The sequence below is a fragment of the Pseudomonas sp. B329 genome, from assembly GCF_023127835.1.
Classification (GTDB): Bacteria; Pseudomonadota; Gammaproteobacteria; order Pseudomonadales; family Pseudomonadaceae; genus Aquipseudomonas; species Aquipseudomonas synxantha_A.
This window is the reverse complement of the sequence record NZ_SPKP01000003.1, coordinates 154,272-167,144: the sequence shown is the minus strand read 5'-3', so window position 1 is coordinate 167,144 and position 12,873 is coordinate 154,272. Positions and strand designations below refer to the sequence as shown.

Sequence of the window (12,873 nt, the reverse complement as noted above, 5' to 3'; positions counted from 1 at the left end):
TGGGAGGGGGCAAACCCCTCCTACATTTGTGCCTGGCTGGTCAGCCAATCCATCAGGGCCAACAACCCGGCAGAAGGCACTGTCTGCGGCGGATACACCAGGAAGTAGCCCATGCCTGTCGGCACCCGCAGTTCAAACGGCATCACCAGGCGCCCCGCCTTCAGGTCCTCGCCAATCAGCGCACGATCACCGATCGCCACGCCCGAGCCTTGTGCCGCCACCGTCATCGCCAGGTCCAGCGTTTCGAAATGATGCCCCTGGCTCAGACTGCTCAGGCGCGTACCCGCCGCTTTTAACCACAATGCCCAATCCCGCTGATCCCGCGTGGGGTGCAGCAGCACCTGGTGTTGCAGATCCGCTGGCGTGTGCAAGTTGTCCAGCAAGGCCGGCGCACAGACCGGTGTGAGTTGTTCATCGAACAAATGCCGAGCCTGCTCGGACTGCTCGGCGATGGGCGCATAGATCACCGCCGCATCAAATGGCTCGCGACGAAAATCCACGGTGTAGGCCACGGTGGTGGTCAGTTCCACCGGTACATCCGGGCGCTCCCTTTGCCATTGCAGCACGCGTGGCAGTAGCCAGCGCATCACACAGGTGGACGCCTTGAGCTGCAAAACCTCGCGGCGACTGCCGATTTGCTCCACGGCCTCACCGATCACGCCGAACACCTGCTGCACCCGCAGCGCCCACTCGCGACCTTCCTCGGTCAGGCTCAAGCCCCGCGCCTGGCGCACAAACAACCCATAGCCCAAATGCCGTTCCAACCCCGCGATCTGGCGGCTCACCGCCCCCTGGGTGATGTGCAGTTGCTCGGCGGCGCGGGTGAAGTTGCAGCATTGGGCCGTGACCCAGAAGGTGTGCAATGCGGGCAACGGTGGAAGGCGTTTCATTAGGGCGCAGCCATGACGTGAGGACATGGCGAGTATGACTTTTTATCGATTGTTGCCGCTACCGGCCAGCCGGTCCAATAGCGCCTTCAATCCATAACAAGAGCGACCGGCATGGCAACCTGCGGCGAAGTATTGGTCCACCTCCTGAAAGGCTACGGTGTCGATCATGTGTTCGGCATCCCCGGTGTGCATACCGTGGAGCTGTACCGTGGTTTGGCGCGCTCCGGCATCCGTCACGTCACCCCGCGCCACGAACAGGGCGCCGGGTTTATGGCCGACGGCTACGCGCGCACCTGCGGCAAGCCTGGTGTGTGTTTCATCATTACCGGCCCGGGCATGACCAATATCACCACGGCCATGGGCCAGGCCTATGCCGATTCGATCCCGATGCTGGTGATTTCCAGTGTGCAGGCGCGCAGCCAGTTGGGCGGCGGGCGTGGCAAGTTGCATGAGTTGCCGAATCAGAGCGCACTGGTGGCCGGCGTGGCGGCGTTTTCCCATACCTTGATGTCGGCCCACGAGTTGCCCGGCGTGCTGGCACGGGCGTTTGCACTGTTTCAGGCCGGGCGGCCGCGCCCGGTGCATATCGAGATTCCGTTGGATGTGCTGGTGGAGAATGCCGACGCTCTGCTGGGCAGCCAGCCGGTCAGCGTGGCCCGCGCCGGAGCGGCACCGGCGGCGATCGAGCACATGAGCCGCTTGCTCGCCACCGCCCAACGCCCGCTGATTCTGGCCGGTGGCGGCGCCATCGATGCGGCGCCCGAGTTGACCCGCCTGGCCGAAACCCTCGGCGCGCCCGTGGCCCTGACCATCAATGCCAAAGGCCTGCTGCCTGCCGCACACTCGTTGTTGATCGGCTCGACCCAGACCCTGGCGGCCACCCGCGCCCTGGTCGCCGAGGCCGATGTGGTACTGGCCATCGGCACGGAACTGGCGGAAACCGATTACGACGTGACCTTCGCTGGCGGCTTCAAGATTCCCGGTACGTTGCTGCGCATTGATATCGACCCGGATCAGACCGTACGCAACTACCCACCCGAGGTGGCTCTGGTGGCCGACGCGAAAATCGCCGCCCGGGCGCTGCTCACCGAACTGGACCGCCAGTCACTGGCGCCGCGCAATACCGATTGGGGCGCAGTTCGCGTCGCACGTTTGTGGGCCGAGCTGGAGCCCACTTGGGACGCTGCCACCCGTGCACACACGCGGCTTCTCAACACCGTCCTGGAAGCACTGCCCGGCGCCGTGCTGGTGGGCGACTCCACCCAACCGGTGTACAGCGCCAACCTGACCCTGAACCTCGACCGACCACGTCACTGGTTCAATTCATCCACCGGCTACGGCACCCTGGGCTATGCCCTGCCCGCCGCCATCGGCGCCTGGCTGGCGCGCGGCGATGAACAACCGGTGGTGTGCCTGATCGGCGACGGTGGCCTGCAATTCACCCTGCCGGAACTGGCCAGCGCCGTGGAAGCCCGCACACCGGTGATCGTGCTGTTGTGGAATAACCAGGGCTATGAGGAGATCAAGAAATACATGCTCAATCGGGCCATCGAGCCTGTGGGTGTGGACATTTACACCCCGGACTTTATTGGCGTGGCCAAGGCCCTGGGCTGCGCGGCAGAGAGCATCGAAGGCATCGAGCATCTGCGCTCGGCACTGCGCGCCGCAGCTGATCGCCAGGGGCCGACGCTGATTGAAATCGACCAAGGGCGGTGGGAGTCGACCAAGCCTGGAACTCGCTCTATGTGACTCTGGTTTTCCCCTGTGAGAGGGGCGATCTGTCAGTTATCCGCAATTTTTAGATAGCCCCAGCGACTTTCTGATTTGCCCCACTTGCCCCTGCATGGCCTGATTCGCCCTTGTTCGAACAAGGCAGGCCCATGGAAAACGTTCACGCAAAACCCACCACCGCCGTATGGCTGATGATCAGCGTGGTGCTGGTCGCCCTTAACCTGCGACCGTCAATGGCGGCTGTGGGGCCGTTGTTATCGTCGATTCGCGTGGATGTGCCGTTGAGTTTCAGCAGCGCCGCGTTACTGACCATGTTGCCGGTCATGGCCATGGGCCTGGCGATGTTTGTTGGCATGGGCCTGGCCAAGCGCCTGGGCGAACATCGCAGCATTATGCTGTCGCTGCTGGTGATTGGGCTGGCGACCTTATCGCGGCTGTTGCTGGATTCGGCGCTGGAGCTGATCGTCAGCGCGATTGCCGCAGGGGTCGGCATCGCGCTGATTCAGGCGTTGATGCCGACGCTGATCAAGTCGCGATTCAGCGCTGACGTTTCGCTGTTCATGGGCCTGTATGTGACTGCGATCATGGGCGGCGCTGCGCTGGCGGCATCACTCTCACCCTTGGTGCAAGTGCGCACTGGCAGTTGGCGCATCGGCCTGGCGATCTGGGCGGTACTGGCGCTGTTGGCGCTGGTGTTCTGGTATGCCCAGCGTTCGGCTCTGCCACCCTTGCCTCAAGCAGAATCGAGCATTCGGGAATCATTTTTCAGCAATCGCCGCGCCTGGTTGCTGGCGATCTTTTTTGGCCTGGGCACGGCGTCCTATACCTGTGTATTGGCGTGGCTGGCGCCGTACTACGTCGAACAGGGCTGGAGCGAACAGAATGCCGGCTTGCTGCTGGGCTTGCTGACCGCCATGGAGGTGATCTCCGGCCTGGTCACTCCGGCCATCGCCAACCGACGCCAGGATAAACGCGGCGTGATCGCGGTGCTGCTGGTGCTGATCATCCTCGGGTTCTGCGGCCTGATCCTCAGCCCGCAACACTGGAGCCTGCTATGGCCTTGCCTGCTCGGCCTGGGTATCGGCGGGTTGTTTCCCATGAGCCTGATTGTGTCCCTCGACCATCTCGACAACCCACGGCGCGCCGGTAGCCTTACCGCATTTGTACAGGGCATCGGTTACCTGATTGCCGGCGTGTCGCCCTTGATTGCCGGAGTGATCCGCGATCAATTGGGCAGCTTTGAAGGAGCCTGGTGGTCGCTGACCGCGGTGACTGTGGTGATGCTGCTGATGGTCCTGCGCTTCAACCCCCGGCATTACGTACGACATATCCGCTGACGTCGTATTACAAACAGTATTTGTCCCACACGAAACATTGACGAGTCCTACAGAGCTTTCTATTGGTACGAGCGTTCCGTTAACATTTTGCCCAGTCTTGTACTGAGTTCGGTACAAAGGGTTTACGGACGAAACCGATGCTAAACAGTAACTCGCTCAGAAAGCTCGATATGCAGGATTTGATGGTGTTTATCGCCGTCTACGACCAGAGCAGCGTTACTGATGTGTCCGAAACGCTGTTCGTCAGCCAGTCCACGGTGAGCTACAGCCTGAAGAAGTTGCGCACCAGCTTTGAGGATGAGCTGTTTATCAACACACGGGCCGGTATGCGTCCGACGTACAAGGCCACCACCATGTACGGGCATGTGCAGAAGATCCTGGAAAGCATCAACCTGTGTCACGCCGGTGGCCAGGCCTTTGACCCGACCCAACAGGCGGTGACCTTCAATGTGTGCGCCCCGGAATACTTCGAGCAACTGATCCTGCCACGGCTGTTGAAGCACTTCGACCATGCCGACCTGCCGGTGATCGTCAATGTGCAGAAGCTGGAAACCGACATTCCCGTCGATGACCTGCGTGAAGGCCGCCTCGACCTGGTGATCTGCTTCGGCCCACACTTTCATCGCACCCATAAAGACTTCAAGACCCAGATGCTGCTGGAGGATGACCTGGTTTGCGTGTTCGACCAGCGCTCGGCGCCCAGGGAGCCGGCGTTCAGCCTGCAATCTTTCGTCGAGCGGCGTCACATATTCCCCACGCCATGGTCCTCCGACACCAACATGATCGACGGCTGGCTCGCACGTCAGGCGCGCAAGCGCCAGGTGATCGCGCGGGCCAATAGCTACAGCGCAGCGTTGAAGATGATTACCGGCACCGACTTCATCGTCACCCTGCCGCGTCGCGTGCAAAAGTTGCTGGCGCCGGCACCGGGGTTCGGTGTGTGCGAAGCACCCAACGGTTTGCCGGGGTTCACCCTGGATATGCACTGGAAGGAAACCAATGGGCAAGACAGCGCCAATAGCTGGTTTCGTGAGCAAGTGGTGAGGGTGTGTGAGGAACAGCTGCAAGCGGCAAGTTGAAGGCGCCAAGCAGTCTCTACAGTTGCTTTTAGCTTGGAGCCGGGAGCTTGTCACTCATGAACGCCTCCAGTCGCGAACGCATCCAGCGCTCCGCCGGGTCGGTGTCGACGTGGCTGAGCCAGACCATCGACAAATCCAGGGTCGGGGTCTGGAAGGGAAACGGCTCGCAGTACAAATTGCCGCCGGCGGCCATGGCTTGGGCAGTGTAATCCGGCAGGCTGGCGATCATGTCGGTGCCGGCGAGCAACGCCGGCAGCGAACTGTATTGCGGCACCGACAGCACCACATGGCGCTTGCGGCCCACCTCCGCCAGCCACTCATCGGCAAACCCGGCCACGTTGGCAGTGTGGGACACCAGCACATGGGGCCGTGCGCAATATTCATCGAGGGTCAGCGGCGTGTCCGAGGCATCGGCGCGCAGCAGGCAGGGGCGGATATGCCGCAACAGCTTGCGCTTGGCATTTGCCGGCAGGCCGCGGGTCTGGGTGATGCCGACGGTGATATCGCCCGACGCCAGCAAGTCGGGAATACGCCAGTAATCCACGTGCTGCACCACGAACACCACCTGCGGCGCCTCCTGGCGCAAGGCACGCAGCAACGGTGGCAGCAGGCCGAACTCGACGTCATCGGACAGGCCGATGCGAAAGGTCATGGTACTGATGGACGGATCAAAGTCATGGGTCAGGCTCAGGGCCGATGACAAGGAATCCAGGGCCGGCGACAGGTGCTGGATGATTTCCTCGGCACGGGCCGTGGGCTCCATGCGATGGCCGACACGAATGAACAACGGGTCGTTGAACAGGGTGCGCAGGCGGTTGAGGGCCGAACTGATGGTGGGCTGGCCGAGAAACAGCTTCTCCGCCACCCGCGTCACATTGCGCTCAAGCATCAACGCTTCGAAGACCACCATCAGGTTGATGTCGGCCTTGCGTAGTTCATTGCGATTCATCGGCGCCCGCCCCTTTCCCCAAGACAAGCCGCAGTTTAGAAAGGCCACGGGGCTGCGTCTATGTGCGCGCTGTTCATCAGGCGGTTTGGGGACTATAAATCAGCGCTTGAGGGTTATGTAAGCCTCACAGAACAACTGTGGGAACGGCCTATCCCACTCCCACAGCTAGATTGTGTTTACCTTGAAGTCAGGGTTTCAGCGGGCGCTCCTGGTCCCGTTCGGAAAGCTCCGTGCCGTCGTCTGGGTGCTTCCAGGTTTGCGGCTTTTCTTCCTCTGGCCGCCGCCGAGGATGTTCACGTTCTGGCTCACTGTGCTGCTGGTGTTCGTTGCCCATAGCCACCTCCCATCCGTAAGAATTGGACACAAGCTCAAGCATAGAACAGGTCTGAAAAATCGGATGGCCCTTTTGACTGATAGCCAAAACACATCAATGCATCCATATTTGTCACTTATCATTTCTAAATGTGTCAGCCACTATCCCCAGTCTTAAGCGAAACAAGCACTTTAAAAAGAACGCTGGAGACACAAAATCATGACTAGCCCTTCCCGGCCCGCCCCTGCCAGCTCGAAAGTAGGCGCTGTATTGCGCGTTACTTCGGGCAACTTCCTCGAACAGTTCGATTTCTTTCTGTTCGGTTTCTACGCAACCTATATCGCTGCCGCGTTCTTCCCCGCCGCTAATGAGTTTGCGTCATTAATGATGACCTTCGCCGTGTTCGGCGCGGGCTTCCTGATGCGACCACTGGGCGCAATAATTCTGGGTGCCTATATCGATGACGTGGGCCGTCGCAAAGGCTTGATCGTGACGTTGTCGATCATGGCCAGCGGCACGCTGTTGATCGTGCTGGTGCCCAGTTATCACACCATTGGCCTATGGGCGCCGCTGCTGGTGCTGCTGGGCCGCCTGCTGCAAGGTTTCTCGGCCGGTGCGGAATTGGGCGGTGTCTCGGTTTACCTGTCTGAAATGGCTACGCCGGGCCGCAAAGGGTTCTACACCAGCTGGCAGTCGGGCAGCCAGCAGATCTCCATCGTGGTCGCCGCAGCGCTGGGCTATGGCTTGAACGTGTGGATGGAACCGGCAGTGGTGGCCGATTGGGGCTGGCGTATTCCATTTGCCGTAGGTTGCGTGATCATTCCGTTTATCTTTGTGCTGCGTCGCAACCTGCAGGAAACCGAAGAGTTTGCCAACCGCAAGCATCGCCCGACCATGCGTGAAGTGATGGCGACCCTGGTGAAGAACTGGACCGTAGTCATCGGCGGCATGTTGATGGTGGCCATGACCACCACCGCGTTCTACCTGATCACTGTGTACGCACCGACCTTCGGCAAGACCGTACTGCAACTGAGCACTTCCGATGCCCTGCTGGTGACCTTGCTGGTGGCGGTGTCGAACTTTTTCTGGCTGCCGATCGGCGGCATCCTCAGTGATCGCTTCGGCCGCAAACCGGTACTGATCGCCATGACCGTGCTGACTGTTCTCACTGCTTATCCAGCGCTGTCCTACGTGGTCAACGCGCCAAGCTTTGCGCACATGCTGGAAACCCTGTTGTGGTTCTCCTTCCTCTACGGCCTGTACAACGGCGCAATGATCCCGGCGCTGACCGAAATCATGCCGGTGGAAGTGCGCGTGGCGGGTTTCTCCCTGGCTTACAGCCTGGCGACTGCAGTCTTCGGTGGCTTCACGCCGGCGATTTCCACCTGGTTCATCCACATCACTGAAGACAAGGCATCTCCCGCCTATTGGATGATGTTCGCCGCACTGTGTGCGCTGTGTTCAACCCTGGCGTTGTATCGCCACGCCAATACCCGTGGCCAAGTCATGCAGGAGGCGGTGCAATGAAGCCTTTGTTCAAATCCCTCACTGCCGTCGTCCTCGGCGCCCTGGCGCTGACGGCCCAGGCCGAAGAGCTCAAGGTGATGACCTCCGGTGGTTTCACCGCCGCCTATAAACTGCTTGGCCCGCAATACGCCAAGCAAAGCGGTGACACCCTCGACACCATTCTCGGCCCGTCCATGGGCAAGGCGCCGGAAGCGATTCCCAACCGCCTGGCCCGCGGCGAGCACGCCGACGTGGTGATCATGGTCGGCTACGCCCTGGATGAGCTGATCAAGCAAGGCAAGGTCGACCCCGCGTCCCGCGTGGAACTGGCCGATTCGCGCATTGGCCTGGTGGTGAAGGAAGGCGCGCAAAAACCTGCGATCAATACCGACGCCGAACTCAAGGCCGTGCTGAGCAAAGCCAAATCCGTGGCGTATTCGGACAGCGCCAGCGGTGTGTACGTCGAGAAAGAGTTGTTCAAGAAACTCGGTATGCCGGCCAAAGGCACCATGATCGAACGCGTGCCGGTGGGCGAGCAGGTGGCCAAGGGTGACTACGAAGTGGGCTTGCAACAGGTGGCTGAATTGTTGCCGGTCAAGGGTGTGACGTTTGTCGGCAAGATCCCGGAAAACGTGCAATCGGTGACACGCTTTGCGGCGGGCATTCCGGTCAACGCCGAACACCCGGACGAAGCCAAGGCGCTGCTGGAGTTCATGGCCTCGCCCGAAGCTCAACCGGCGGTGCAATCCACCGGCCTGGACTCGGTGTCACGCTGACCGAAACGGCATCTCCCGCACCAATCGTTCCAACTCCAGCGCCGCGGGCGGCAATGTCCGCCCGCGGCGCTTGATCAAGCCCACATTGCGCATCACCTGCGGCTCTACCAGCGGCACACTCACCAGAATCGGGTGCTCGCACGCCGGCATCGCAATCGACGGCACCATCGCCACGCCCAGCCCCGCCTCCACCAGCCCGATCATCGTGGTCACGTGGTGGGTCTCGCAGATACTCGGCTTTTTCACCCGCACGCCACGCAGCGCCTGGTCGAGCAGGAAACGGTTGCCCGAGGTTTTGTCCACGCTGATGTAGTCGTACTCATAGGCTTCGGTCCAGGTCACGCTCTCACGCATGGCCAACGGATGGTCACGCCGACAGGCGAGTACATAGCGTTCCTGCAACAACAGCTCGAACTCGACCTCGTCGGCCAGGCTACCGCTGAAGCTCACGCCGAAATCCGCTTCACCGCTTGCCACCGCATTGCTCACTTCGCCAGCACTGGCATCGAGCACCCGCAGGCGAATCTTCGGATACAGCTTGTGGAATTCGGAGATCACGTGGGGCATGAAGTAATACGCGGTAGACGGCACACAGGCGATGGTGACGTTGCCCATACGTGTGGACGCAACGTTGCTGATACCCATCAAGGCGATGTCGAGATCGTCGAGCATTCGCTCCACCTGGGGCAAGAAGGCACGACCGACCATGGTCAGACTGACCCGCCGTGTGGTGCGTTCGAACAGCTTTACATCCAGGGCGGATTCAAGCTTCTCGATGCGTCGGCTGAGGGCCGGCTGCGAGATACGGATGGCCTCGGCGGCGCCACGGAAACTGCCCTTGTCTACCACGGCGCGGAAGGCTTGGAGGTCGTTGAGGTCGAAATTGATGATCACGGGAGGCGGGCCAAAGTGGTCGGGGTGACGAGCATTATCGTATGGGAGCCGATGCGATGCCATGCGAGCCGGGGCGGCTATATCGAGATAATCCTGTTACAGATATCAAGTCATACATTTCAGCAGCTTATCGGCCACCTGCGGCCACGCGATCGCCAAAACGGGTCAATACTTGCGGCCTGACCCACACAACTGGAGACGCAGCAACTTATGCAAACCTACCCCTTCTGGATGGACGACGAGACGCCGGAGATCGGCATCGATCAGTTGCTTCTTGCATCGCGCCAATGGTCAAGTAGGATTGAATCCTACTCACTTCTGGCGGACATCCCAATGCGCTCAACCCAGCAAATGAGCATCACCTTGCCCCTTGAAATGGCGGCCCTGGTCAAAGCCAAGGTGGCTGCCGGCGAATATGCCAGCGAAAGCGAAGTGATTCGCGACGGATTGCGGGTGCTGCTGGCACGTGACCGTGCCATGGAAGATTGGCTGAGGGACGAAGTCATCCCGGCAGCGACCGCTCTTGAGGCACAACCTGAGCTCGGGTTATCTGCAGAACAGGTTCGCGAGCATATGGCAACCAGGCGTCAGCGCAAAGGCATCGGGAACGCGTGAGCTACTCGGTGGTTTTTTCGCCTGAAGTCCTGACGCAACTCGATGCCCTTGAGGATTACATCTGCGATGCCGGCTCCCCCTTGGCAGCGACGCGCTTTATCGACAATTTCGTCAGCTACTGTGAAAGCCTCGCCCTGTTCCCCTTGCGTGGCACGCGCCGTGACGACCTGCTTACAGGCTTGCGCATCACGCACTATCGTCGCAGCACCATCATCGCGTTCAGGGTGAGGCCTGATTGCGAAACGGTGTCGATAGTGGGGGTATTTTATGGCGGGCAAAACTACACGGCGCTGTTCCAGGGTGAGGGGAACGGCTGCTCATTGATAGATGAAAAGCCTGCTGAAAACTGATCGGCAGGCTTTTAGCGCTTAATCGACTGATAGCTTCTCCCACGCCGCTGGCGCACTGAAAAACGCCTGCGCGTTACTGTCCAGCGTCTCCAGGTGATAACCCCCTTCCTGCACGATCAAGCACGGCAACCCCAGCCCTCGAATGCACTGCCCCAGCCGCGCAAAGCCTTCCCGCGTCACCGCGACCTTGCTTTGCGGGTCCAACTCGTAAATATCGAAGCCCAGTGACAACACCAGCACATCCGCCGAGAAGTCCTTCACCGCTGCCAGGGCCAGTTCCAGCTTTTCGAAAAACAGCGCTTCGCTGGCACCGTGGGGCATGGGCAGGTTGAGGTTGAACCCTGAGCCTGGGCCATCGCCTTTTTCTTCGGCAAAGCCCGCCACCCCGGGATAAAAGTTGGTGGGATCGCCATGGATCGACGTGTAGAGCACGTCATCGCGCTGGTAGAAAATCTCCTGGATGCCTTGGCCGTGGTGCATGTCGGTATCGAGCACCGCGACGCGCTGGAAGCCTTGGCGTAACGCTTGCGCAGCCACCGCCGCATTATTGATGTAACAGAAACCACCCGCCGCATCGAAGCGGGCGTGATGACCCGGTGGTCGGCACAAGGCGTAGGCGGCTGGTGCGCCATCGAGGATCGCCTGGGCAGCGGCGACGGCGCTTTGGGCTGACCAGTACGCCGAGCGCCAGGTCAGTTCACCGATCGGGCAACTGCCATCAGCCAGGTAACGTGCCGCCTGGGCCAGAATGCCGCGCAGGGCATTGGGCTCGCGTACGAAGATGTTGGACATGACTTCGTCGCCCCAGTCTTCAGGAATTTCCTTCCAGCGCTGGTGAGCCTCTTGAAGAAAACCCAGGTAGGCCGCGCCATGCACGGCGAGCAGCGGTTCCATACCGTAGTCGCTTGGTTGCTGGATATCAAAGCCCAGGGTTTGCGCAGCCAGCAGCAGGTTGCGCGCACGCTCGGGGACCTCCTGTGGCGTGCGCATCTGGCCACGAGAATAGTAGCTGCGTGGGTGATGCAGCAGTTGTTCGGGATGGAAAAACGTATTCATAGGATGCTCCTGGATAAACACAGAATCTGTGGGAGCTGGCTTGCCTGCGATTGCGCACGGTCAGAGCACAATGTACTGCCTGCTTCACCGCTATCGCAGGCAAGCCAGCTCCCACATGGGCACGGCGTCAGCCTTTAGAAATGAACCTGGCCGGCGCGTTTCAACACGGCGTTGAGCAATACATCTGTGCCCTGGCGCACGTCTTCAGGCAAGACATCTTCGGCTTCGTTGTGGCTCAGGCCACCGACACAGGGGATGAAGATCATCGCAGTCGGGCAATAGCGCGCCAGGTGGATAGCATCGTGGCCGGCACCGCTGATGATGGTCTGCTGGCTGTAGCCCAGAGCATCCACCGACGCTTGTACGCAGGCCACGCACTCAGCATCGAACGGCGTGGCCGGGCTGATCCAGTGCGGTGTGATAGTCACGCTGAGGCCACGGTTGTCGGCAATCGCCTGCAGGCGTGCGCGCACTTGCTGCTCCATGGCGTCGATATCGGCGTCGCGGTGATGGCGCAGATCGACAGTGAAGTCGAGCACACCGGGAATAGTGTTGCGCGACGACTTGGCGATGCTCAACTCACCTACGGTGGTCAGGCCATATGGGGCAAAATCGGCAGCGAGGTTTTCCAGGGCCTGGATCATTTTTGCGGCGCCATACAACGCGTCTTTGCGCAGCGCCATCGGCGTGGTGCCAGCATGGGCAGCCATGCCTTCGACCCGCACGTCGAGCCAGCGAATCGCCTGGCCGCCGGTCACCACGCCGATACTGTTGGCGTTGTCTTCCAGGATCGGGCCTTGCTCGATATGCGCTTCGAAATACGCATCCACTGCCCCACCCAATGCACGCTCGCCGTTATAACCGGTGGTGCGCAACGCCTCGGCCACGCTGACGCCATCACCGTCGGTGGTCGCCAGCGCCTTGTCCAGCGCGAGGGCGCCGGTGAAGACCGCCGAGCCCAGCATCGCCGGGGTGAAACGCGCGCCTTCTTCGTTGGTCCACACCGCAATTTCCAGGGGTTTGCGCGTCTGGATACCGTGGTCATCGAGGCTGCGGATCACTTCCAGGCCAGCCAATACACCGTACACGCCATCGAAGCGCCCGCCTTCGGGCTGGGTATCGAGATGGCTGCCGATCATCACCGGCGCGGCCTCATTGTCGGTACCCGCACGACGGGCGAACAGATTGCCGATGGCATCCACGCTCAACGTCAGGCCAGCCGCTGTACACCAGTGGCTGAACAGCTCGCGACCGGCCTTGTCTTCGGCGCTCAACGCCAGGCGGCAGCTGCCACCGCGTGCAGTCGCGCCGATCTCGGCCATGGCCATCAAGCTATGCCACAGGCGCTCGCCATTGATCTTCAACATTGCTGACTTC

12 protein-coding genes are annotated in these 12,873 nt (G+C 60.8%); 7 read left to right on the top strand and 5 right to left on the bottom strand.

The features are described from left to right. Positions 1 to 20: 20 nt before the first annotated feature. A complete protein-coding gene (locus E4P00_RS01385) occupies positions 21 to 890 on the bottom strand; it encodes a LysR substrate-binding domain-containing protein (RefSeq protein WP_032877251.1) in 870 nt (289 codons plus the stop codon). A gap of 111 nt (positions 891 to 1,001) precedes the next feature. Here E4P00_RS01385 and E4P00_RS01380 point away from each other — a divergent pair, with 111 nt between their 5' ends. The 3 genes from E4P00_RS01380 (at position 1,002) to E4P00_RS01370 (ending at position 5,037) form a co-directional block, all read left to right on the top strand. After that, the gene (locus E4P00_RS01380; protein WP_248130537.1) at positions 1,002 to 2,639 is read left to right on the top strand and encodes a 5-guanidino-2-oxopentanoate decarboxylase; all 1,638 of its coding nucleotides are present in this window, start codon (positions 1,002 to 1,004) and stop codon (positions 2,637 to 2,639) included. A gap of 131 nt (positions 2,640 to 2,770) precedes the next feature. Continuing rightward, positions 2,771 to 3,958, top strand: a complete 1,188-nt coding sequence (locus E4P00_RS01375) for a cyanate transporter (RefSeq protein ID WP_103733519.1) — start codon at positions 2,771 to 2,773, stop codon at positions 3,956 to 3,958. 137 nt (positions 3,959 to 4,095) lie between these two features. After that, entirely contained in the window at positions 4,096 to 5,037 is a 942-nt protein-coding gene (locus E4P00_RS01370) for a LysR family transcriptional regulator (protein WP_032877254.1), read from the top strand. 28 nt (positions 5,038 to 5,065) lie between these two features. Here E4P00_RS01370 and E4P00_RS01365 read toward each other — a convergent pair whose 3' ends face one another. After that, positions 5,066 to 5,986: a LysR substrate-binding domain-containing protein gene (locus tag E4P00_RS01365; protein ID WP_032877255.1), complete on the bottom strand. Its 921-nt coding sequence runs from the start codon at positions 5,984 to 5,986 to the stop codon at positions 5,066 to 5,068. A gap of 532 nt (positions 5,987 to 6,518) precedes the next feature. On the opposite strand from E4P00_RS01365, the gene E4P00_RS01360 reads away from it, so the two are divergent. Further along, entirely contained in the window at positions 6,519 to 7,826 is a 1,308-nt protein-coding gene (locus E4P00_RS01360; protein ID WP_032877256.1) for an MFS transporter, read from the top strand. Next, a complete protein-coding gene (locus E4P00_RS01355; RefSeq protein WP_078820596.1) occupies positions 7,823 to 8,581 on the top strand; it encodes a substrate-binding domain-containing protein in 759 nt (252 codons plus the stop codon). The genes E4P00_RS01360 and E4P00_RS01355 overlap by 4 nt, the downstream gene beginning before the upstream one ends. On the opposite strand, the gene E4P00_RS01350 is transcribed toward E4P00_RS01355, so the two are convergent. After that, complete coding sequence (locus E4P00_RS01350; RefSeq protein WP_248130536.1) at positions 8,573 to 9,475, bottom strand: LysR family transcriptional regulator; 903 nt, start codon at positions 9,473 to 9,475, stop codon at positions 8,573 to 8,575. The genes E4P00_RS01355 and E4P00_RS01350 overlap by 9 nt on opposite strands. 210 nt (positions 9,476 to 9,685) lie before the next feature. On the opposite strand from E4P00_RS01350, the gene E4P00_RS01345 reads away from it, so the two are divergent. Both E4P00_RS01345 and E4P00_RS01340 read left to right on the top strand, forming a co-directional pair. Then, the gene (locus E4P00_RS01345; protein WP_248130535.1) at positions 9,686 to 10,090 is read left to right on the top strand and encodes a type II toxin-antitoxin system ParD family antitoxin; all 405 of its coding nucleotides are present in this window, start codon (positions 9,686 to 9,688) and stop codon (positions 10,088 to 10,090) included. Next, positions 10,087 to 10,440: a type II toxin-antitoxin system RelE/ParE family toxin gene (locus E4P00_RS01340; RefSeq protein ID WP_248130534.1), complete on the top strand. Its 354-nt coding sequence runs from the start codon at positions 10,087 to 10,089 to the stop codon at positions 10,438 to 10,440. Before E4P00_RS01345 ends, E4P00_RS01340 begins: the two co-directional genes overlap by 4 nt. Positions 10,441 to 10,458: 18 nt before the next feature. On the opposite strand, the gene E4P00_RS01335 is transcribed toward E4P00_RS01340, so the two are convergent. Further along, positions 10,459 to 11,496 (bottom strand): histone deacetylase family protein, encoded by a 1,038-nt coding sequence (locus E4P00_RS01335; protein ID WP_248130533.1) that lies wholly within the window; start codon positions 11,494 to 11,496, stop codon positions 10,459 to 10,461. A gap of 134 nt (positions 11,497 to 11,630) precedes the next feature. Then, positions 11,631 to 12,863, bottom strand: a complete 1,233-nt coding sequence (locus tag E4P00_RS01330; RefSeq protein ID WP_248130532.1) for a Zn-dependent hydrolase — start codon at positions 12,861 to 12,863, stop codon at positions 11,631 to 11,633. Positions 12,864 to 12,873: the final 10 nt, after the last annotated feature.